The 22,100-nt window shown below is 64.3% G+C and carries 20 protein-coding genes and 1 pseudogene; 11 read left to right on the top strand and 10 right to left on the bottom strand.

The window, feature by feature from the left end; translation table 11 throughout:
• Window position 1 precedes the first annotated feature (1 nt).
• The 3 genes and pseudogenes from A5634_RS09330 to A5634_RS09320 form a co-directional block, all read right to left on the bottom strand.
• Window positions 2-594, bottom strand: a pseudogene (locus A5634_RS09330) (nitroreductase family protein).
• Between the two features lie 35 nt (window positions 595-629).
• The gene (locus A5634_RS09325; RefSeq protein ID WP_065143750.1) at window positions 630-1,742 is read right to left on the bottom strand and encodes an NAD(P)H-dependent amine dehydrogenase family protein; all 1,113 of its coding nucleotides are present in this window, start codon (window positions 1,740-1,742) and stop codon (window positions 630-632) included.
• 103 nt (window positions 1,743-1,845) lie between these two features.
• Window positions 1,846-2,637 (bottom strand): TetR/AcrR family transcriptional regulator, encoded by a 792-nt coding sequence (locus A5634_RS09320; RefSeq protein ID WP_065143749.1) that lies wholly within the window; start codon window positions 2,635-2,637, stop codon window positions 1,846-1,848.
• Window positions 2,638-2,844: 207 nt separating this feature from the next.
• On the opposite strand from A5634_RS09320, the gene A5634_RS09315 reads away from it, so the two are divergent.
• Window positions 2,845-4,032: an amidohydrolase family protein gene (locus A5634_RS09315; protein WP_065143748.1), complete on the top strand. Its 1,188-nt coding sequence runs from the start codon at window positions 2,845-2,847 to the stop codon at window positions 4,030-4,032.
• A gap of 20 nt (window positions 4,033-4,052) precedes the next feature.
• Here A5634_RS09315 and A5634_RS09310 read toward each other — a convergent pair whose 3' ends face one another.
• The 4 genes from A5634_RS09310 to A5634_RS09295 are packed head-to-tail and all read right to left on the bottom strand — an operon-like array spanning window position 4,053 to window position 7,885.
• A complete protein-coding gene (locus A5634_RS09310; protein WP_065143747.1) occupies window positions 4,053-4,877 on the bottom strand; it encodes an enoyl-CoA hydratase/isomerase family protein in 825 nt (274 codons plus the stop codon).
• Complete coding sequence (locus A5634_RS09305) at window positions 4,874-5,902, bottom strand: hydroxyacid dehydrogenase (protein ID WP_081290313.1); 1,029 nt, start codon at window positions 5,900-5,902, stop codon at window positions 4,874-4,876. Before A5634_RS09305 ends, A5634_RS09310 begins: the two co-directional genes overlap by 4 nt.
• Before the next feature lie 53 nt (window positions 5,903-5,955).
• Window positions 5,956-7,074, bottom strand: a complete 1,119-nt coding sequence (locus tag A5634_RS09300) for a TauD/TfdA family dioxygenase (RefSeq protein ID WP_065143803.1) — start codon at window positions 7,072-7,074, stop codon at window positions 5,956-5,958.
• 22 nt (window positions 7,075-7,096) lie between these two features.
• Window positions 7,097-7,885, bottom strand: coding sequence for an HpcH/HpaI aldolase family protein (locus A5634_RS09295; protein ID WP_437339958.1), 789 nt, complete (start codon window positions 7,883-7,885; stop codon window positions 7,097-7,099).
• Between the two features lie 89 nt (window positions 7,886-7,974).
• Here A5634_RS09295 and A5634_RS09290 point away from each other — a divergent pair, with 89 nt between their 5' ends.
• Both A5634_RS09290 and A5634_RS09285 read left to right on the top strand, forming a co-directional pair.
• A complete protein-coding gene (locus A5634_RS09290; RefSeq protein ID WP_065143745.1) occupies window positions 7,975-9,120 on the top strand; it encodes an acetyl-CoA acetyltransferase in 1,146 nt (381 codons plus the stop codon).
• On the top strand, window positions 9,120-9,560 hold the full coding sequence (locus tag A5634_RS09285; RefSeq protein ID WP_065143744.1) for a Zn-ribbon domain-containing OB-fold protein: 441 nt from the start codon (window positions 9,120-9,122) through the stop codon (window positions 9,558-9,560). The genes A5634_RS09290 and A5634_RS09285 overlap by 1 nt, the downstream gene beginning before the upstream one ends.
• Here A5634_RS09285 and A5634_RS09280 read toward each other — a convergent pair.
• A complete protein-coding gene (locus A5634_RS09280) occupies window positions 9,550-11,055 on the bottom strand; it encodes a class I adenylate-forming enzyme family protein (protein WP_081290312.1) in 1,506 nt (501 codons plus the stop codon). The two genes, A5634_RS09285 and A5634_RS09280, sit on opposite strands and share 11 nt — an antisense overlap.
• 109 nt (window positions 11,056-11,164) lie before the next feature.
• Here A5634_RS09280 and A5634_RS09275 point away from each other — a divergent pair, with 109 nt between their 5' ends.
• Window positions 11,165-12,031, top strand: a complete 867-nt coding sequence (locus A5634_RS09275; RefSeq protein ID WP_065143742.1) for an SDR family NAD(P)-dependent oxidoreductase — start codon at window positions 11,165-11,167, stop codon at window positions 12,029-12,031.
• Between the two features lie 11 nt (window positions 12,032-12,042).
• Here A5634_RS09275 and A5634_RS09270 read toward each other — a convergent pair whose 3' ends face one another.
• Window positions 12,043-12,858, bottom strand: a complete 816-nt coding sequence (locus A5634_RS09270) for an enoyl-CoA hydratase/isomerase family protein (protein ID WP_253861528.1) — start codon at window positions 12,856-12,858, stop codon at window positions 12,043-12,045.
• A gap of 64 nt (window positions 12,859-12,922) precedes the next feature.
• On the opposite strand from A5634_RS09270, the gene A5634_RS09265 reads away from it, so the two are divergent.
• The 7 genes from A5634_RS09265 to A5634_RS09235 all read left to right on the top strand — a co-directional run bounded on the left by A5634_RS09265 (window position 12,923) and on the right by A5634_RS09235 (window position 20,526).
• Window positions 12,923-14,173: a hypothetical protein gene (locus A5634_RS09265; protein WP_065143740.1), complete on the top strand. Its 1,251-nt coding sequence runs from the start codon at window positions 12,923-12,925 to the stop codon at window positions 14,171-14,173.
• Window positions 14,173-14,979 (top strand): enoyl-CoA hydratase/isomerase family protein, encoded by an 807-nt coding sequence (locus tag A5634_RS09260; RefSeq protein WP_065143739.1) that lies wholly within the window; start codon window positions 14,173-14,175, stop codon window positions 14,977-14,979. Before A5634_RS09265 ends, A5634_RS09260 begins: the two co-directional genes overlap by 1 nt.
• Window positions 14,976-16,223 (top strand): acyl-CoA dehydrogenase family protein, encoded by a 1,248-nt coding sequence (locus A5634_RS09255; RefSeq protein ID WP_065143738.1) that lies wholly within the window; start codon window positions 14,976-14,978, stop codon window positions 16,221-16,223. Before A5634_RS09260 ends, A5634_RS09255 begins: the two co-directional genes overlap by 4 nt.
• A complete protein-coding gene (locus A5634_RS09250; RefSeq protein WP_065143801.1) occupies window positions 16,220-17,035 on the top strand; it encodes an enoyl-CoA hydratase/isomerase family protein in 816 nt (271 codons plus the stop codon). The genes A5634_RS09255 and A5634_RS09250 overlap by 4 nt, the downstream gene beginning before the upstream one ends.
• The gene (locus A5634_RS09245) at window positions 17,032-17,832 is read left to right on the top strand and encodes an enoyl-CoA hydratase/isomerase family protein (RefSeq protein WP_065143800.1); all 801 of its coding nucleotides are present in this window, start codon (window positions 17,032-17,034) and stop codon (window positions 17,830-17,832) included. The genes A5634_RS09250 and A5634_RS09245 overlap by 4 nt, the downstream gene beginning before the upstream one ends.
• Window positions 17,829-19,271 carry a class I adenylate-forming enzyme family protein gene (locus A5634_RS09240; RefSeq protein WP_065143737.1) on the top strand — a complete coding sequence of 481 codons (1,443 nt, stop codon included), beginning with the start codon at window positions 17,829-17,831 and terminating at the stop codon, window positions 19,269-19,271. Before A5634_RS09245 ends, A5634_RS09240 begins: the two co-directional genes overlap by 4 nt.
• A gap of 94 nt (window positions 19,272-19,365) precedes the next feature.
• Complete coding sequence (locus A5634_RS09235) at window positions 19,366-20,526, top strand: amidohydrolase family protein (protein ID WP_065143799.1); 1,161 nt, start codon at window positions 19,366-19,368, stop codon at window positions 20,524-20,526.
• A gap of 2 nt (window positions 20,527-20,528) precedes the next feature.
• Here A5634_RS09235 and A5634_RS09230 read toward each other — a convergent pair whose 3' ends face one another.
• Entirely contained in the window at window positions 20,529-22,097 is a 1,569-nt protein-coding gene (locus A5634_RS09230; RefSeq protein WP_065143736.1) for a class I adenylate-forming enzyme family protein, read from the bottom strand.
• Between the last annotated feature and the right edge of the window lie 3 nt (window positions 22,098-22,100).

The following is a 22,100-nucleotide window of genomic DNA, read 5'->3' as shown; positions in this document are numbered from 1 at the left end:
GTCAAGAGCGATCCCAACGATCGACCGCCGCCACCTCGTCAAGCGGTTTGCGCCGCACCTCGTGATGGGCGCCCTTGGGCCAGCCGACCGTGAGCAGAGTCGCGATCAGCCAGTCGTCAGGAATTCCGACCATGGACCGCAGTTGGTCTTCACAAGACCCGTGCCACAGCGTGATTGCCGCGCCGAGGCCTTGTGCCCGAGCGGCCAGCAGGAAGTTCTGCACAGCAGGAAAGATCGACCCGCCTTGCTGAAGCTCGGTGGTTCCTCGCTGCGGTTGGACACAGAACAGCACCAGCACCGGCGCTGCGCCGCCAACCCCATGTGCTCGGCCATCGTTCGCAAAACGCGCGATTTGGGATCGTTATCCTCGTCCGCGGGCATCGCAAACCGATAGAACTGCGTCATCACTTCCCAGGTCTGATGGGCCGCGGCCGTGACCACGTCGCGCAAATCACTTGATTTGAGTACGACGAATTTCCATGGCTGCTGATTGCCACCTGATGGAGCCCAACTTGCCGCGCGCAGGCAGATGTCGATGGCCTCGTCGGAGACAGGTTCGTCGCGATAGCGCCGCACGGCCGACGCGGTGCGCATGACCTCCCAAAGATCGGCGGACGGCCGTGGATCGCTCACGGCTTTGCCGTCGCGGGCAGCACTCCCCGCCAGCTTCCGCCGCGCATGGGACCGGTGATCAGTGGCAGATCGAGCGTAGAGAGCAATCCGGGCGGGGCGGCCATCACGGCGGGTATGGCGTTGAGTTCGCGCATCACGGTCGCATAGGTGAGGCCACGCATGTTGTTTCCGCGGCCATGCATTTCGATGTCGACGGTGTAGGTGGGCATGCCGTCGATGATGACCCGGTAACCACCATGCGGCGATGGGTGCCGGGGCCACTCCGGTGCGGAACCCTCCCCCATGCGAGTGATGTGTTCCAAGACAATTCGTTCTTCTCCGCCGACCATCCCGGCGAGCTTGAACCGCATGCCGCCCATGGTTCCAGGCTCGATCGGCCCCGATGCCACTTCGTAACGCTTTGTGACCAGCCACTTTTCGATCGTCGTTTCGACCTGGTCCAGTGGAAGTCCGACGCCGTCGGCGACCAGGTGGACGATGGGAGCCCACAATGCGGCCAGTCGCTCGGGGTCGAACAACGGCGCGGGATGATCCGGCGGATGTCCGAATCCCATGAAGTCGAACATGATGTCGGGCTGGTTGATCGGGCCGTAGTCGAGTATTTCGAGCATGGTGATTTTGTCGACGCGACTGCTGAACCCTGTCATGGTCAGCGCGATCACGTCGTTCGCCCAACCGGGGTCGACCCCGCTGTTGAAGAAGCTGGTGCCGCCCTCCGCGCAAGCCGCCGCGAGCATTTCGACGGTTTCCTTGTCGGCGGCGGGCGGGTAGCACATCGGCACCAGCGAGGTACACACCACATCCTTGCCTGCGCGCAGACAGCGCGCGATGTCTTGCGCCGCTTCGTGATAGCGATAGTCACCAGATGCGAAGTAAGCCACCACGTCAGCGTCCACGGCCAGTGCGGCATCGATGTCGCGGGTGGCGATGACGCCGGTCGCGGGCATCCCGCACAGGTCGCCGGCGTCCTTGCCGTCCTTGGCTTCGGCGTGCACGACTACCCCGGCAAGCTCCAGGCCGGGGTGCGCGATGAGTGCCCGCAAGGCACCGACTCCAACCTGGCCAGGGCCCCACAAAATGACGCGCGGCTTAAGTGGATCGTCCGCCATCTGCACCCCTTCCGACCGTCACCGATCGATCGTGAGAACATATCCTCTCGTCTAGAGATAACACGATTCCCGGACGGGGACGAGACGGTGGAGTCCTACCGCGTTAGCTTCTCTGCGCCGTACGGCTCCGACTAGCGGAGGCAGTGCGAGAGGCCGTCTTGCGCACGGGCTTGGCCTTGGCGGCGGTGACAGGTGGTGTGACAGCCTGTTTGCACCACGCCCACAACTGGTCCTCGGTGAGCCGGGAACCCTTGCCGCCCAAATGGAAAACCCCGATTTGAGCGAGGGCGGTCAGCGTGCTGTTCAGCAATGTGGTCAGTTGCGCGGGGGTCAGATCCGTCCGCACCAGACCCGCCCGAGCACACGAGGTGATGATCTTCGTCAGCAGCTTCAGATGAGGCTCCCACGCCTTGGCGAAGTCGTCCGGCCGCTCGATTTCAAGGCTCAGGTTGTAGATCGTCACGATCCGGCCGCCCACGGCTTCCGATGACTCCGCGCGGGAAAGCACACCGCGACAGAAGGCTTCGAGCTGCTCCATCGGGCCGTCGGCCGCCGCGACGTCCTGCCGGATAGCCTCGGTGAACTGACTCGTGACGTTCTCATAAAGCGCCAACATCAGTTCTTCCTTGCCCGCGAAGTGTTGGTAGAACGCGCGCAGGCTCAGATTCGACCGGTCGATGAGGTTCTGGATCGTGAAGTCGGCCTTACCCGACTCCTCTACCAACTCCAGCGCGGTAGCCAGAAAGCGCGAACTGCGCGCGAGAGCACGCGCTCTCGCCGTGCTCAAGCGCCGCTCGATCGTGCGCTGCTGCCACGTGCTCGACCGCTCGATGTCGGGGTCGACCAATTCCAAGCCGGTTTCAGATTCGGGACCGGTGGGCTTCTTCGCAGACATAGTGCCGTTCAGAATACGCGCCAGACGTGAGAAATCAGCAATCTACCTACACGCGTATGTTGATTGTCACTCTGCGCAAGTACTGATTTGCGAGAACGTCCGTGCGCTGACTACGCAGTCACGGTCATCAGCAACGGAACGGATGCGGTACCGTGAAAATGGCGATTCTCTTTTACCAAAAACAGTACCGGTCGAAGGAGTGCAGGGTTGAGTGCAGACATTCTGATCGTCTCGCCGGATGACCACTTGGTGGAACCGGCCGATCTCTGGACCAGCCGGCTGCCGGAGCGCTACCAAGACGTCGGGCCGCGCATCGTTCGCACCCGGGGGCGCATGGACCCGAGCGTCACTTCCGATGTCGCCTTCGTGGAGGACGACGAGGGCCGCGACGCCGACATTTGGCACTACGAAGATGCGATCATCCCCATCCCGCTCATCAGCGCAGCCGCGGGCTACTCAATCGACGAGCTCACCACCGACCCGATCACCTACGACGAGATGCGCCCGGGCTGCTACCGTCCGGCGGATCGGCTTGCCGACATGGATATCGCCGGCATCGAGGCTTCTGCCTGTTTTCCCAATACCCTCGTCCGCTTCTGCGGTCAGCGCTTCTTGTATGGCAAAGACAAAGAACTCGCCAAGCTCTGCGTCGAGGCTTACAACGACTTTCAAATCGACGAGTGGGGCGGCAGTTCGAACGGCCGGTTGATCCCTTTGGGCATCATTCCGCTGTGGGACGTCGAGCTCGCCGCGAAGGAAGTCGAACGGGTGGCCGCCCGCGGTATGCGCGCGGTGTGCTTCTCCGAGTTGCCCTCTCGCTTGGACTTGCCATCCATCCACAGCGGCTACTGGGACCCGTTTTTTGCCGCCTGCGAGCGAAACCAGGTGGGCATCATGCTGCACATCGGCTCGAGTTCTTCGCTCACCAAGTCCTCTCCGGACTCACCGCATGTTGTGACCAGCGCGCTGATGGCGGTCAACTGCACCATCGCCTTGGTCGATTGGCTGTTCTCCGGCAAGCTCATTCAGTTTCCTAATCTCAAGCTCGCGTTCGCCGAGGCGCAGGCGGGCTGGATCCCCTACTACCTGCAACGAGTCGACGAGGTTTGGGAGGACCGTCGGGCCTGGGGCGGTATTCATCCGCTGCTCACCGATCCGCCAAGCAGCCAGGTGCCCGGACGCGTTTACTTCTCTACGTTCGGCGATCCGGTCGCGTTCCGCATCCTAGATCTCGTTGGGCTCGACCAGCTCATGTTCGAGACCGACTACCCGCACAATGACACCAATTGGCCCAGGAGCCTGGAAGTCGCCAACAAAGCGACAGAGGGCCTGGACGAGGAGACCAAACGAAAAGTGCTGTCCACCAATGCGAAGAGATTCTTCGGCATGGTCTAAGCCGCGCGTCCCACCATGCGCTACAGCGCTTTCCAATCCGGCTTGCGCTTCTCGAGGAAGGCACGCGGCCCCTCGATGGCGTCCTTGGTCAGGGCAACCTTCATGCGGTAGTTCTCGGCGAGCAGTTCGGCCTCGTAGATGGGCAGCGTCAGGCCCTTGCGCACCGCCATCCGTGAACCCCGCACCGCCAGCGGCGCATTGGAATTCACAATCTCGGCGATTTCCCACGCTCGCGGCATCAATGCGTCGTGCGCTACCACCTCGGTGAACACACCCAGGTCGTAGGCGCGCTGCGCGTCGAGTTGTTCGTGCTTGCCCATCAGGATCAGTCTCATCGCCACGGGCAGCGGCAGGATCCGCGCGAGCCTGACCCCTTCGCGCCCGGAAGTCACGCCGATGCTGACATGTGGATCCATCAACGTCGCGCGTTCGGAGGCGATAGTGATGTCGGCGGTAGTCACCAGATCCATCCCGGCACCGCAGGCAATGCCGTTGACTGCACAGATGATTGGCTTGGTCATCTGCAGCCAGGGTGGCGTCGCCTCCTGCGGTGCATCCCACTGTCGCATCGAGCTGAGGATCGGCTCGCCCTGATTGTCGATCCCAGCCGCGTTCTCCATGTCGTGGTCGGCCGCTTTCTTGACGTCGGCTCCGACGCACAAAGCACGACCCGACCCGGTGATGATGACCGTCCAGATTTCTTGTGAACGTTCAATTTTCGCGTATGCCACGGCCAATTCGGCGATCATGTCGTCATTGATCGCGTTGAGCACCTCGGGACGGTTCAGGGTCACACACGCTGTGTGCCCTCGGGTTTCGACCTCGATCGTGTCGTATTGCGTCACTTGGCGTGACCCCCGTTCTCCAAAAGCGTTGCGGCGTTAGGACGAAACCCGACAATTTCATCGAACCTGTCGCAGTAGCGCGGCCACACATCGGGATTCAGCAACCGCGTGGGCATACCGCCACCGAAGATCTTCTGCCACTGCGTGGCAGTGGCAACGGCAAGGTCGCGTGCAGCCTCGACAGTGATCCCGGCGGTATGGGGCGTCGCGACCACGTTATCGAGATGCAGCAGCGGGTTGTCCTGGCGAGGCGGTTCCTCGTGGAACACATCAAGGGCCGCTCCCGCGATGCTTCCACTATTGAGCGCTTCCAGTAGGGCCGCTTCGTCGTGGACAAGTCCGCGCGCTGTGCTGATGAAGAATGCGGTCGGCTTCATCGCGGCGAACTGCGGCTTGCCGATCAGCCCCTCGGTCTCACTGGTCAATGGGCAGGCCACCTGTACGAAGTCCGAACGCTCGAGCAGCTCGAGCAACGGGACGACTCGCACTCCGCGCGCGTGCGCACTGACCTCGTCGAGGTAGGGGTCGAAGACCAGGACCTCCATGCCGAAAGGGCCACACAGCTCGACGAGTCGGCCTCCGATGGCTCCGAGCCCGATCACGCCGAGCGTCTTCCCCAGTAGCTGACTCCCCCGCAGTACCAACCGGTCCCGAAGCGGGCCGGCCCGCAGCATCCGGTCGGCGGCCGTGATTTTCTTGGCCAGGTCGAGCATGAAACCCAGCGCGTGCTCGGCGACGGCCTCCGCGCCGGGACCGGAGTTGTTGCACACCGCGATTCCGGCGCGCGTGCACGCGTCAACGTCGATGACGTCATAGCCGGCGCCGGCCGAGCACACGGCAAGCAGCTTTTCACAACGCTGCACCAGCGCCTGTCCCACGAGCCACTGGGCACCATTCGCGCATCCGGCTACGTCGGTCCGGGTGGCCACTTGGTATCCGTGTGCGGATTCCAATGCGGCCCAGCTGATCTCGTCATCCGCATTCAGGTCGAGCTTGACCAGGTCGATATCACCGCGTTCGAGCATGTCCCCGGCGACGGGATCCGTCCACCGTTCGTAGACCAGACGCGGACGGATGCTCACGTGTTCTTGGCTTTGGGTTTCACCTGCGCCGCCTTGAACATCTCGGCCAGTTCGACGTTGACGTTCTTGTAATCGTTGCGCGCGATGGCGCCGTCGCGGCCCTCGACCACGTCGTACCCCAGCCGCAGATCCTTGTTCTCCATATGGAAGTACTCCCGACCGATCGGCAGCCGTCGGTCCTCACGCGGCACCTCCATCCACGCTCGCAAAAAGCAGCGCGCCTTCTTCGGATCGTTACTGCTGACGAAGTCCGACCGTGAGTGGCACATCGCGAAGTTGTTGGCGACCGCCGCCTCACCGGATTCCAGACGGAACTCGACCTGTTGGTCGACCAGGATGTTGCGCAGCAGCTCAATTGCTTCCGTCTCCTCTGGCGTGAACTCCCGGCCGAGCGCATGCATGGCGGGAAGGATGCTGCTGTAGGTGAAGTTGATGCAGATCCTTCCGTTGATCTGGGAGAAGACTGGAACATCGTAGGGCGTCACGTCAGGCTGGTCGTCGGGCTGTTCACTGCGGCGATGATGAGGAAAGCCTCGGTAGAGCACGTCGAGCAGGTCCGGTCGTTCAGCCAGAACCCTGTTGTGCGCCGCGGGTCCGCTGGCGAACTGACTCTCCCCTCCCTGAGCCGCAGGATAGACACACAGCAGCGACAAGATGTCCGCGGCGTCGTTGTGCATGGCCAGTTCCGCGCGGGATTTGGTTCCGCGTGCGGGTTGCACACCGCCGGGCAGGATTTCCTCCTGAACTCGCACCATCCGGTGCCCGAAAGAGTTGTTCGACACCAGGTAACCGAGATGGGTGCAAAACGCCCAGTAGATGCGTTCGAGATCCTCGATCGAGTGCTGTTCGACGGGAAAGCCCCGCACGCATGCCAGGCCTTTACCGAACATCAGATCCTGGTAGAGCCGGGCCAGATCGTCATCCAGATCAGGATGCCGAGCATCCTGCGGGGTGATGTCATCCCGGTCCTTGTTCGCCGTCTTGGCCAGGATCGATTGGAGCGCAGCAACATTGCGGGCCGACAGGTCGAATGCGAAGTCTTCCTTGCTGGTGAAGTCAGCGCCTGTCCACGCCATTGAGTCGACGACGGGCTCGGTGTAGATGGCTGTCGGCATCGGTCCTCCTGATGTGTCGGCGTCACTCGTCGCGGCGACCCGCCAGGCCGCGGAGTGCTTGCGCACGGCTGGTAGCCGCCTCGGTCATCATCCCGATGTCAGTTCCCGCCGAGATGAATCGCAATCCCAGTCCCACGAACCGATTCAGCAGTTCAAGGGACCGTATTCCGGCCATGCCGAGCGCCACGCCATGACTACGACAAGCCGCCGCCACAGATTCTACTGCACTGTGGAAATGATCATTCTCATACTGCCCATGGATGCCCATTCCGGCGGTCAGATCGCTCGCGCCGACGAGGATCATGTCGATGCCTTCGACCGAGGCGATGGATTCGACGGATTCGACGGCCTGCGGGGTTTCGATCATCACAGCCACCACCGTGCGCTGTTCGAGCACCTCCACGAGTTGCGGTGCGCTACGCGGTTGGAATCCACTGACCGCGTTGGGGCCGGAAATAGACCGATGGCCGATCGGCGGGAACCGGGCGGCCTGAACCACACGCTGCGACTCATGCCGCGAATTTATGTGCGGCACAATAACTCCTACTGCGCCGCCATCTAATATTCTGCCAATGCTGCTGGGGTCGTGGGACGGCACCCGGACCAAGCCGGAGATCCCCGCGCCCAGTGCGCTCACACACAGCATCTGCGCCGTTTCCAAAGACGTCGGTGTGTGTTCGAGATCGACGTAAACGGCGTCATACCCACATGCCGCTGCGATTGCGGGGACGTCGGGGGTACGTGAGTTCTGCAGTGCCAGGCACAGCACGAGCTCATCTCCACGCAGCGCTTCCCGCAGCCCCGTCGTCATAGGCTCACGGTAGCGGACCGAGAATACGCAATCCAAGATTGCGCGAACGGCCATTATCAGTACTGATGGTGATGTGATAACCATTAGCTATGCCGTCGAATCGCGTCGCCATCGTCGGTGCCGCCTTATCCGACTGCGGGCGAGTTCCCGACAAGACCGCCATGGCGCTGATGGCCCAGTCCTCGCGACGGGCGGTGGCCGATGCCGGCCTGACGAAAGAGGATATCGAGGGTTTCGGCGGGCACGGAACATTGCTTCCACCATCGGAAGTCAGCGAATACCTGGGCCTACGGCCGGACTGGGTGGATGCGACCAATGTCGGCGGATCGTCGTGGGAAGTGATGGCCGCGCACGCCGCGGCCGCGATTGCCGCGGGCGACATCGAGGTCGCACTGTTGACCTACGGATCCACCGCACGCTCCGACGTCAAGCGCCGGATGCGAGCGTCGGCCGCCGTGCTGGGTACTGGCGGCGCACTGCAGTACGAGGCGCCCTACGGAGCGACGTTGATCGCGAAGTACGCCATGGCCGCCAGGCGTCACATGATCGAATTCGGTACCACCGTCGACCAACTCGCTGAAGTCGCCGTCGCCGCCCATCAGTGGGCGTCCATGAACGAGAACGCATTTGAGCGCGACCCCATCACCGTGGCCGACGTCGCGGCCGCCCCGATGCTGGCCGACCCGTTCACCGCCAAGCATGTGTGCCTGCGTACCGACGGTGGTGGGGCCATCGTGCTGGCCAGCGAAGGGGTGGCCAAGGATTGTGCGAAGGAACCGATTTGGATTCTCGGCGCAGCCGATGCGACGTCTCACGTCAGCATGAGCCACTGGCCCGACTTCACGACATCGGCGGCAGCACGTTCGGGTCCGCGGGCGTTCGCGCAGGCCGGCGTCGGCCCCGCTGACATCGATGTGTGCCAGCTGTACGACTCCTTCACCTCCACCGTGCTGCTCACCGTCGAAGACCTCGGCTTCTGCGAAAAGGGCGAAGGCGGTTCGTTCGTCGAATCCGGAGCGCTTCGCCCGGGCGGATCGCTGCCGACCAACACCGACGGCGGGGGCCTGGCCTCGTGCCACCCCGGGATGCGGGGAATGTTCCTGATGGTCGAGGCGGTTCGGCAGTTGCGCGGGGAATGCGGACCCCGGCAGGTCAGCGACGCGAGGCTGGCTTGCGTGCACGCGATGGGCGGTTTCTTCACGCACAGCGCCACGATGATCCTGGGGAGGCAGTGATGGAGATTCCGACCGGCCCGCACCGCCCCTCCGTTGACGCCGACAGCCAGGCGTGGTGGTCGGCCGTGCAGGACCGCAGGCTGATGGTCAATGCCTGTCGCTTTTGCCTGCAGAAGTCGTTGTACGCGCGGCCGTTCTGTCCGCATTGTTGGGGCGAGGACGTGGATTTGGTTCCGGCGACCGGGCGCGCGCGGCTCTACACGTGGACCGTCGTTCACCAGAACGCCACACCCTTTGACGCACGCACACCGTACGTGTTGGCGATGGTGGATCTCGAGGAAGGACCGCGGCTGATGACGGTCGTGGCGGATTGCCGCGCGGAAGACCTGCGCGCAGACATGCAACTGGTGATCGCCTTCCGCGACGACGAAGACGGCTTCGTCGTCCCGGTTTTCCGTCCCGCTCCCGGCGAGACTGCGGCGAGACCGCTTACCCGGTAAGGCGGTCGGCTAACAGGCGCCGGCGTCCGGCCGATCGTGCGTCGAGTTCGGTGCGGTCGATCTTGCCGTTTGCGTTGACCGGAAGCGGCTGATCCCAGAACACCAATTCTTCGGGCACTTTGTATTTCGGCAGTCCCGCCGCGACAAGAGCGCGGGCAATCTCGCCCAGCGACAGCTCGACGTCTGATTCGAGCACGACGGCCATGGCCAAGCGCTCACCGGTGGCGTCGTCAGCGACGGAATAGGCGGCACATTCGCGGACGCCCGCAATCCGCGAAACCGCTTCCTGCACTTCGGCAGCCGCAATCTTCAGACCGTTGCGAATCACGATGTCCTTGATTCGACCGACGATCCGTACTCGCCCCTTGACGACCTCGGCCACGTCACCGGTGCGGAACCACTGACCGTCGAAACCCTGCTCGTCATGGTCGGCATCGGTGTACCCGAGAAAAGCGTGCGGGCCCTTCACGCAGCACTCGGTGGGTTCGGCCGCGGATCCGATCCGTACCTCGACATCGCCGAGCGCAACTCCGTCGTCGGCGTGGCGCACCTCCCGGGATTCGGTACGCAGGCCGGACGTGCTGACCGGAATTTCTGAGGATCCGTAGGCGCGCATGACGATGATGCCGAATTCATCTTCGATGCGCTCGACGATGCGCCGGTCCAGCATCGTGCCACCCAGGTACACCGCGCGCAGCGGCACGGCGATATCGCGCGCCACCGCCTCATCGAGCATGCGGGCGAGCAGGCGGTCCGGGCCGCCGTACCAGGTGGCACCGGAGCTGACCAGCAGCTCACACGTTCCGGCCGGGTCCCAACGATCTTCCAGAATCACCGGCGCCGCCAGTATCGGCCCGATGAAAAGCGCCTGCAGAACCCCGGTGACCGATGCCAGCGGACTGATCAGGAAGATCCGGTCGTCCGAATCGAGGCCAGCCGCGGCGATGTAATTGCTCGACGCCTTGACCAGGGTGCTCAGGGAGTGGATCACACCCTTGGGCCCAGAGGTCGTTCCCGAGGTGTAGAGCACGACGGACGGCTCGTCGGCCGGCCGGACCGGATGAATTGGCGCGGCGGCACGCGCCCGGTCCCCATCGGCTAGTTCGATCCAACGACAGCGCTCGGACAGCCCCGGCTCCCAGTTCGGGGCCGCGCCGAACCGAGCGCCGGTGTCGTCAAGGATGTCGGCGAGTTGCTTGGCGCCGGCGCTGCGTGGCACGAGCAGCACCACGGCGTCGACTCGCAGTGCTGCGTGAACGGCGACCATGGAGTCCACATCGTTGCCGATCACCAGGACGATCGAGTTGCCCGGAACCAAGCCGGCTTCGGCCATCGCCAGAGCCGCGGCGTCGATGCGCTCGTCCAGTTCGCCGTAGGTCAGTTCGGCGCCTCGCTCGGCCGCGGCGAGCCCGGTGGCGTGTCGAGCCGCGGCGATTCGCACCACATCGAGCGGCTCGGCGGACCAGAAACCCGCCGCGCGGTAATGGGGCCGCAGCTGTTCGGCTCGGCGGTGCGCGCGTCGTAACAACTCGGTCGGGCCAGTCATGGGAATGTCCTCCGATGCAAATGACTGCTCTCGATTAAGCAAATGTAACCTCTCACCCATGCAGTCAATGACTTTCGACAACCAGGTCGCCATCGTCACCGGCGCCGGCCGCGGACTTGGCCGCTGCCATGCCGTGGAGCTCGCCGGGCGTGGTGCTCGTGTCGTGGTCAATGATGTGGGCAGTTCGGTGGACGGCAGCGGCACATCGATATCGGCAGCCCAAGCCGTCGTCGACCAGATCACCGCTGCCGGGGGCATCGCCATTGCCAACGGCGACTCGGTTGCCGATGAGGAGGGCGGCGCAGCGATCGTCGCGGCGGCCATGGACGCCTTCGGCCAGGTGGACGTCCTGGTCAACAACGCGGGGATCCTGCGCGACGCCGCGTTCAAGAACATGACCGCCGAACAGGTCGACGCCGTCATCGGGGTGCACCTGTCTGGTGCGTTCAACGTGACGCGGGCGGTGTGGCCGCTCATGCGGACACAGAATTATGGCCGAATCGTCCAGACAACTTCGGGCACAGGACTTTTCGGAAACTTCGGCCAAGCCAACTATGGTGCCGCCAAAATGGGTCTCGTGGGCATGATGCACGTTCTGGCCATCGAGGGCGCCCGCAACGGCATCGCGGTCAACGCCATCGCCCCCATTGCGCGGACCCGGATGACCGAGACCATCATGGGCGATGCCGGCAAAGCCTTGGATCCCGAGCTCGTCACCCCCGTCGTGGTCTATCTCTGCCATCGGTCCTGCGACCGTACGGCGCACATCTACTCGGTGGGCGGGGGGAAGGTGTCACGGGTGTTCGTCGGTGTCACCAAAGGAATTGCCGATACGTCGTTGACCGCCGAGTCGGTCGCATCGTCGATCGACGAGATCGACGACAGTGCCACATTCACCATTCGCGGCGGGCCGGCCCCGGGCTGAGGCGCAGGGGGTCAGCGGCCGAGGAACTTGGGGTTTCGCCGTTCGGCGAAAGATGCGAGGCCTTCCTGAAGGTCGGCAGTGCGCGACACGACCTCCTGCGCCCAGGCCTCCTGCTCGAAGGCGCGGTACCGATCCGATTCCGACGACACCGACAACAGTCGCTTGGTCAGCGTCAGCATCACCGTTGGGCCTGCCGCCAGGCGCTTCGCGAGTTCCTCGGCGACCGGTTGGGTCTGCGCCGAAGCAACCACGCGATTGACCAGTCCGAGCCTTTCGCAGGTAGCCGCGTCGACCGGCTCGCCGAGCATCAGCAGTTCGGTTGCCTTGCGCAGACCCACGATTCGCGTCAGCAGGTGGACAGCGCCCGAATCGGGGAGGATCCCGCGGTGCACGAACGACTCGACAAGCTTTGCCTCCGTGGACATGACGACCAGATCGCACGCCAGCATCAGGCTCGCCCCGGCACCGGCGGCGGTACCGTCGACCGCGCCCACGACGGGCTTGTCGCATTCCAATATCGACGCGACCAACCGCTGCCAGCCGTGCTGGAGCATGCGGGCGATGTCGCCGGGCCGCTTGTCCGCGACGGGTTTCGGGTCCGACTGCTGCGGCGCTAAGCCCGCCCCGGCACAGAAATGCCGGCCACCGGTCGCGCTCAACAGCACGGCGCGAACATCGGGTAGGTCGTTCGCCCGCGTGAATGCCTCGGTGAGTGTGTCACGCGCCAAGGGCGACAACGAGTTTCCGACGTCAGGTCGGTCGATGGTGATTCGTTGCACGCCGTCGTCACCGAGTGTGACAACGATGCCCGATGCTTCTTCACTCACGTTCACTCACCTGTCCCAATCGCTGCGTTAACGACGTTTCCACTTTTCGGGTATCTTAATTTCCATGCCCGAAACCGGTCAGATTACCGAGGAGGGACTGGCCCGGTTGCGCGCCACTATCGGTATCGCCGTTCCGCATCCGGCGCCGCCGCACTATCTTCGCCCCAACGAAGACAGCTTCCGCCATGTCGCGCAGAGCTATGGTGACGACAATCCGCTGTGGTGCGATCCGGAGTACGCCGCCAAAACCGTATGGGGCGAGCCGATCGCACCGCCTTCGCTCGTCGGTGGCGACACCTTGATCGGCGAGGACGAGGTGACCACGCTCTCCGACGATGACCGCGCGCTCACCAAGGGTGACCCGCTGCGGGGTGTCCATGCTTTCTACGCCTCGTCGTCGCGGGAATGGTGGGCACCGCTGCGGGCGAATCATCGAGTATTTCGCCGCAATGCATTGGTTGCGGCGCTGGACAAGAGCAGCGAATTCGCCGACCGCGCCGTCCACGAATGGTCGGCACAGGTGTTCCGCGACGACGAAGGTGTCATCCTTGGCGGCCAGTACCGCAACATGATTCGCACCGAGCGCAGCAAAGCGCGTGACCGCAAAAAGTACGACACCGTCGAACTGAAGTCGTGGACGCCGGAGGAGATCGCCGAACTCGATGGGCGATACGCGCGCGAATCACCGCGCGGCGGCGAACCGCGGTGGTGGGAAGACGTCAACGAGGGCGACGATATCGGTTCATTGACCAAAGGCCCGCTGACGGTCACCGACATGGTCTGCTGGCACGTCGGCATGGGGATGGGGATGTATGGCGTGCGGCCGCTGCGGCTCGCCGCGCGCAACCGGCAGCGCATTCCCCGTTTCTACACTCCCAATGAGCACGGTGTCCCCGATGTCCAGCAGCGCGTGCACTGGGAGCCCGACGCGGCCCGCAACGCGGGCAATCCCACCACCTTTGACTACGGCCGGATGCGCGAGACGTGGCTCATCCACCTGTGCACCGACTGGATGGGCGACGACGGCTGGCTATGGAAGCTCGACTGCGAGTTCCGGCTGTTCAACTACGTCGGCGATCTACACACCATCACCGGGACGGTGGTGCGCAAATATCTTGCCGAGGACGACCGGCCCGCCGTCGACCTCGAACTGACGGCGACCAACCACCGCGACCAGGTCACCGCACCCGGACACGCCTCGATCCTGTTGCCCAGTCGCCAACGGGGACCCGTCCGTCTACCCGATCCACCCGGCGGGGCCAGGAATCTCGAAGACCTGCTTAAAGCCGTGTCGGCGCAATTCGCCGGACGCTGATGAGTTACGACAGCGTGTCCGGTCTGCGCGCCGAACAAAACGGTCCGGTCCTGCACCTGACATTCGATCGCGCCGATCGCCGCAATGCGGTCAACGACGTGATGCTCGACGCGATGATCGCCCACCTAGCCGCTGCGGGCGTCGACGAGTCGGTGCGCGTCATCCGGATCGACGCCGAAGGGCCGGACTTCTGCGCCGGGTCCGACCTCATCGCCAATAACACTCGCTCCGAACGCAAACCGAGAGTAGGCAGCACACAACGCCGGCTGCCGAACAAGGCCAACCGGCTCATCCCGTTGCTGCTCGAAACACAGGTGCCCATCGTCGCCGTGGTCCGCGGCTGGGCGGCGGGTCTTGGCTTTCACATCGCGTTGGCGGCGGACTTCTGCGTCGCCGCCGACGACACCCGGTTCTGGGAGCCTTTCATGGCACGGGGTTTCACCCCCGACAGCGGCGCGACGTGGCTGCTGCCCCGGCTCATCGGATTGGTGCGAACCAGACAACTGGTGATGCTGGGCCAGGAGATCACCGGGGCGACCGCGGCCGACTGGGGCATCATCCACAGTGCCTGTGCGCCTGACCAATTGGACTCGGTCGCAGCGCAACTTGTAGGGCAACTTGCCGAGGCGCCAACGGTGTCGCTCGGGCTCGCCAAGTGGCTGCTACACAGCGGCAACGGACTCGACCTCGACCGCCACCTGCAAAACGAGGCTTTGGCACTCGAATTGGCCAGCCGCAGTGACGATTTCAAAGAGGGACTGGCCGCATTCCGCGACAAGCGCGACGCAAAGTTCGAAGGTAGATGACCGCGCTTCCGATAACCGACGCCACCAGCACCGCCGAAGCCATCGCGACGGTGCAGCGATGGGTCGACACCGAGGTGCCCGCCACCTGGCGCACGGCTGCCGCCGAGAGCCCGGCCGCGCTGCGGTCGGTTCGCAGCCCCGCGGACTACCGGCAGTGGTATCCGGTCTTCGCCGCCTCCGGTCTTGTGGCACCGACGTGGGCGCGCGAATACGGCGGGCTGGGCGTCGGCAACGAAGTCGCGCAGGCGATCGATCAGGTGCTGCGACCGCTTCGGCTACCTCGGCTAAACCCGTTGGGACTCAACAATGCCGCCGCGGCACTCTTCAGCCATGGCACCGAAGAACAGCGGCTGCGCTTCCTGCCGCCGATCGTGCGCAAAGAGGAGAGCTGGTGCCAGCTATTCAGTGAGCCAGGCGCGGGCTCAGATCTCGCGTCGTTGGCCACCCGCGCGGTGCGAGAAGGCGATTCCTGGGTGATCTCCGGGCAGAAGGTCTGGACGACATGGGCTGACGTGGCGGATTTCGCGATCCTGCTTGCACGAACCGATCCGGAAGCACCCAAACATCAGGGCATCACGTACTTCCTGCTCGATATGCATCAATCCGGTGTCCAGGTCAGACCGCTGCGCCAGATCACCGGTGAGGCCGAGTTCAACGAGGTCTTTATCGACAACGCGCGGGTTCCCGATCGATACCGGGTGGGAGAGGTCAACGACGGATGGCGTGTCAGCGCATCGACGCTATCCAGTGAGCGACAGATGGTATCGGGTTCCGGGTCCGGAGGCATGGGTCGACTCGGTGGCTCCGGCGCCCAGCGTCTGATCGCTCTGGCAAAGGAGACCGGCCGCTGGGACGACCCCGTGGTCCGCCATAAAGTCATGCGGGTGTGGGCACAGGAACAGGTCCGAGGCTGGACGAATGCTCGTGTCAAGCAAGCTCTTTCAAGCGGCCAGTCGCCGGGTGCCGCATCCTCGATCGGCAAGGTGCACCAGGCGACGCTCAACCAGCAGATCCAAGATCTGATGGTTGATCTGCTCGGCACCAACGCGATCGCCTGGCCGCCCACCGACGACCCAGATGCCCTGCCACGCGACGTCCACGGCATGCTGCGCAGCCTCGCCAACGCCACGGAGGGCGGCACCACCGACATCAACAAGAACATCCTGGGCGAACGGGTGCTTGGGTTGCCCAAGGAACCGGACCCGTGGAAGGGCAAGCCCTGGAAGGACATCCCACGCTCGTGAGCGACTATCAGCGCCTGGTGGTGGAGAAGTTCGACGGCATCGGCTGGCTCATCCTGAACAGGCCGGACGCGGGGAACGCCTTCGACTCGTTGATGCTCGACGAACTGGAATCCGCTTGGACCGAACTTGACGCCGATCCGGACGTCCGCGTGATCGTCAACACCGCCAACGGTAAGGCCTTCTGCACCGGAATGGACGTGGTTCAGGTGGCACGCGACAAGGAAGCGATGCGCCGGCATTCGCGCCGGACCAGAGATGCCGAGCTGAGGATCTCGTCGTGGCACTGCCAGGTGTGGAAGCCGGTAATCGCGGCGGTCAACGGGATTTGCGCGGGCGGCGGTCTGCACCTGGTGGCTGACGCCGACATCGTTATCGCCGCAGAGGAGGCCTCGTTCGTCGACCCGCACGTGTCGGTGGGCCAGGCGGTCGCCTACGAGGCGATCACGCTGCTGCGCAAGTCCCCGATGGGGGCGATCACCCGAATGGCCCTGAGCGGCAACGGTGAACGCGTTTCGGCGCAGCGGGCCCACCAGTTGGGCCTGCTGTCACAGGTGGTGCCCCCCGGCCAGCTGCGCACAGCCGCACGGCGGCTGGCCGCCGCGATCGCGACGAACTCGCCGACCGCGATGCGAGCGACGAAGAAAGCGTTATGGCACTCCCTGGAAGTCGGGTTGACCCAGGCCCGCAACGATGCCGCCGATGAAATCTGGCGGCTGCGCAATCATCCCGACCACGGTGAGGGTGCCCGGGCCTGGCTTGACAAGCGCCCGCCGCAATGGCAACCGCTCTCGGACGCAGCGGAGGTTTCGTGACGTATCAGAGGCTGGTAGTCGAACGGCGCGGACCGGTCGGCTGGATCGTCAACAACCGGCCGGACCGGCTCAACGCCTACGACAGCGTCATGCGTTCGGAATTCCCCAGAGCCTGGGCGGAATTGAACACCGACCCCGATGTCCGCGTCATCGTGCACACCGGAAACGGACGGGCGTTCCAAGTTGGTGCCGACATGGAGTCGTTGGACGGTGAGGCGGTGCTGCAATTCCAGGAAACGATGCGCACGTTGGACCTCAAGTTGACGGCGTGGCACTGCAACGTCGAGAAACCGGTCATCACCGCAGTCAACGGGGTGTGCGCGGGGGGCGGATTGCACTGGGTGGCCGACGCCGACATCGTCATCGCGTCGTCGGATGCGAGCTTCGTCGATCCACACGTGTCCATCGGTCAGGTCAGCGCATTGGAAACCATTGCGCTGATGCGCAAGATGCCGGCCGAGGCCGTGCTGCGAATGGCGTTGGTGGGCAGTCACGAACGGCTGAGCGCCCAGCGAGCGTACGAACTCGGGATGATCAGCCAGGTCGTCGACCCGCCCGACCGACTACGCGAAGTTGCCCAGGAACTCGCCGAGAAAATCGCCAAGAACTCCCCCGCGGCGATGCGAGCAACCAAACGAGCGCTGTGGGGCGCACTCGAGTACGGGCTGACCGACGCATGCCGCGAAGGCGCCAAGCATCTGACGTCGATGTGGGGGCATCCGGACCAGAACGAGGGCCCGCATGCCTTCGCGGACAAACGAACTGCGAACTGGGCTCCTTTGGAGGCTGATTCGTGAACCTCGCGGGGCTGCTGGACGGCCTGCCCAACGTCGCCGTACACATGCTCGGCGGCGACGTGTCGCGCGACGAACTGGCTTCCAGCGCCGAAGAACTCGGCATGCTGCTTTCCGAGAACGGCCTGAAGACCGGACAGGTGATCGCCGCGATGCTGCCAAATGACGCCACCACCGTCGCCGCGCTGTTCGGCACGTGGCGCGCCGGTGGCGTGTACACGCCGCTGAACCCGAGAGCGGCCCAGGCCGAGGTCGTTACCCAGCTGGAAGCGCTGCGGCCCGTCGCCGTTGTCACGACTCCCTTACTAGCGCACCGATTCTCGACGTTCGACCTGCCGGTATTCGCCGGAGACGCACTGCGCTGGGCGCCGGCTAACTCGACAACGCAGCGCCCGGGCGCGCGGTACTACGACGACGACGTTGCGCTGCTGCAGTTCACTTCCGGTACCACCGGCCCGCCGAAGCCAGTGCCCCTTCGTCACAGCACGGTGCTCGACCTCATCGACCGACTGCTGGCCAAACTCCGTGGCGCGAAACCTGCTACAGGCAAATCACCGATGCCGAACCTGGTGCCGTTGTCGCTGTCGCTGTGGGCCGGCATTTATCAAGTGCTTTTCGCATTCCGCGCAGGTTCGGGCGTCGTGCTCATGGACCGATTCACACCGGCGGACTTCGCGGCGCTGGTCAAGCGGCACCAGCTGCGCTCGACGGTGCTGCCGCCCGCAGCGCTCACCATGGTGCTGCACGACGACTCGGTCACCGATCTCTCGCCGCTGAAGATCGTGCGGTCGATCACCGCTCCCCTGTCGCCCGTTCAGGCGGCCCGGTTCCGGGACCGGTTCGGGATAATCGTGCTGAACTCTTATGGCCAAACCGAACTCGGCGGCGAGGTGGTGGGTTGGTCGGCCGCGGACGCCCGCGAATGGGGTGAAAGCAAACTCGGCTCCGTCGGACGCCCACTGCCCGGAATCGACGTCAAGATCGCCGCAGACGAGGTAATGGTTCGCACACCGACCACCGCCGCGCGCAAGATCGATCCGGCCTTTCTGGACCGACTCACCGACGACGGCTGGTTTCACACCGGCGACCTCGGCTGGTTCGACGACGACGGTTTCCTGTGGCTCGACGGCCGGGTATCGGACATGATCAATCGCGGCGGCCTCAAGGTTTTTCCGGGGACCGTCGAGGACGTCCTGCTCAGCGCCGACGGTGTCCGCGAAGCCGCAGTAGTAGGAATTCGCGACGAGCGACTCGGCGAAGTCCCGTGGGCATTCGTCGCGAGCAGCGGTGTCCAGCTGTCCGAGGACGGATTGATCGCCTGGTGCCGGGAGCGCCTGACACCGTATCGGGTGCCCGTGCGCGTCGTGTTCGTAGAGCGGTTGCCGCGCAACGATGTCGGCAAGGTGGTCAAGCGCGATCTGGCAGCACTCGCCGACGACTGAGGCGTGCTTATCGACGGCGAATACCGCCGTTCGCTATAGTGAGAATCAAAATTCTCACCCCGTGGTGGAGGTGCTGGTGGACGACGGCGACGCGATGCAAGTGTGGGACGCGGACAATCACATGTACGAAACGATCGACGCCTACACGCGGTATCTGCCGGAGCAGTACTGCGAAGCGCTGAAATTCATCGACGTCAATGGCCGCAAGAAGCTACAAATCCTCGGCGTGGTCACCGAGTGCATTCCCAACCCCACCTACGAAGTCATCCCCACCCCCGGCGCCTGGGCCGACTACTACCGGGGGATCAACCCGGAAGGTAAGTCGCTGCGGGAACTCGCCGACCCGATCCGCTGCCCCGACGAATTCCGGCGACCCGACCTGCGCCTGGTGTTGATGGATCGCCAAGGCGTCGACGGGGCGCTGATGTTTCCGACCACCGCGGGCATGCTCGAAGAGCGCACGAAGTCCGATACCGAGCTCACCCACGCGGTCACCCACGCCTTCAACCGCTGGCTGCTCGACGACTGGACGTTCAACTACCAGAACCGCATCTTCCCGGTCCCGGCAATTTCGCTGAACGATCCGGCGAAGGGCGTCACGGAGCTTGAGTGGTGCCTGAACAACGGCGCGAAGACGGTACTGATCCGTCCCGCACCGGTGCCGCGTGGTGACGGCACCTCACGGTCGCCTGCCCTACCCGAATTCGACGACTTCTGGCGGCTGGTCGAGTCGTCGGGCATTTCGGTCCAGATGCACAATTCGGACGCCGGATACGATCGCTACCTCTCCGACTGGGAAGGCGGCGACGAGTTCCAGGGCTTCCAGCTGACGAAGTTTCGTGGCTTTGTCTACGAGGAGAGCCGCCACATCTTCGACACACTGGCGGCATTCATCGCCCACGGCGTGTTCGAGCGGTTCCCCGGCCTGCGCATCGGCGTGGTGGAGAACGGCGGGGCGTGGGCGCAGCGCCTGATGGACGCCTTCGATCGGGTATATCGAAAGAAGCCAAAGGAATTCAGTGAACACCCCTGCGATACCTTTCGCAGACATGTGTGGGTCAACCCCTTCCACGAAGAGGACATGTCCCACCTCCTCGACATTCTCGGCGCTAACCGGGTGATGTTCGGGTCGGACTACCCGCATCCCGAGGGGCTGGCCGAGCCCGCGGACTTCGTCAAGGAACTCGAAAACATTCCGGCCGCCACGACGCAACGGGTGATGGGCGGCAACCTCAAGGAGCTGATCGGCCTCTAGCTCTACCCACTTCTGAATCGGGTCCGCAAGGCATTCTTCAGTACCTTCCCGGTTGCGTTGCGTGGGAGCACGTCAACGATCTCGAGCCGTTCGGGCGTCTTGTGCTTGCTGAGACCTCGAGCTTGACAGTGTTCGAACACCGACGAGAGGGTGACCGCAGCGCCTTGGTGCGCGACGACGACAGCGCAGACGCGCTCGCCGGTGCGTTCATCAGGCACACCGATGACCGCGACGTCAGCCACCGCCGGATGGCTGGCCAGCACGCCCTCGATCTCCAACGCCGAAATGTTCTCCGCGTTGCGGATGATGGCGTCCTTGATTCGTCCGGTGACGAAGACGTTGCCCTCGTGGTCGACGCGGCCCAGATCGCCTGTGCGGAACCAGCCTTCGGCGTCGAACGCCTGGGTATCCAAGGATTCGTCGACGTAGCCGAGGAAGCATTGCGGGCCCTTGACCCGCAGTTCCCCCTCCATCCCCGGGTCGACCTCGCGCTCCGTGGCATCGACGACTCGCACCGCAACACCCGGCACCGGTTTGCCGACGGTGTGATCCAGCAGCGCGGCGGGGCCGTTCGGGGCCTGGGAAGTGGCGACCGGAAATTCTGTCAGACCCCACGCATTGGCTACACCGTCGACTGAAAGTGTCTGCCGCACTTGGCGACCGAGCTCGGGGGTAATCGGTGCACCCCCACCGACGCAGCCACGCAGGTCGGGAAACAGCGGCTCGGGACCATGCGCGCACTGCGCCGCCATAAAGGCGACGAAGAACGGGGTGGCGCTGCCCAACAGTGTCGGGCGGTGCGCCGCGATCGCGACGGGGGTCTGAACCGGGTCGAAGGCGTCGAACAGCACCAGGCGCATGCCGGTACGCAGAGCCGCGGCCAGCATTGCGGCCCCGCCGATATGCGAGACGGGAAACGCGATCGGGTTGACGTCGCGGCTGGAAGCCCCGACGATCCCGACCACCCCCGCCGACCCGGCGATCACCGAACGGTCGCAGTGCCGCGCGCCTTTCGGTGCCGCCGTGGTGCCCGACGAATAGTAGATCCAGCGCGGCTCCTCACCGCTGGTTGGCGGCGGAGGCAGCAGCTTCGGGTCGCCAACGGGGAGCCGGAGGCCGTCGGTCACCGGGGCGTCGTGGTCGATCACCACAACAGACATCGGCCGCTCTCCCGCTTTTTGACCGGCGAGTTCACGCGCGAGGGCGGTGTGGTCGAAGTCGCGCCACACCCCGGGAACTATGAGCACTTCCGTCGCGAGTTGGGTTGTCACGAACCGCAGTTCGCTCTCACGCCAAATAGGAAGCACTGGATTCTGTACGGCGCCAAGGCGAGTCAGCGCCGCCATGACGACCATCGTTTCCAGCGTGGTGGGAAGTTGCCACGAGACCACCGTGCCCACGCCAATTCCCTTTTGCGCCAATGCCGCCGCACACGTCAGTGCGGACCGCCTTAGTTGCACGCTGGTCAGTTGGCGCCCGTAGTCATCGGCCAGGACGACCCGGTCGGGGTGCAGACGAGCCGCCTCTTCGAGCAGACCCCAAAACGTGTCGGCGATCAGCGACGTACTCATCGG

The sequence above is a fragment of the Mycobacterium asiaticum genome (assembly GCF_001673365.1).
GTDB classification, from domain to species: domain Bacteria; phylum Actinomycetota; class Actinomycetes; order Mycobacteriales; family Mycobacteriaceae; genus Mycobacterium; species Mycobacterium asiaticum_A.
Note: the sequence above shows the minus strand (reverse complement) of the source record. Positions and strands in the feature narration are given on the sequence as shown.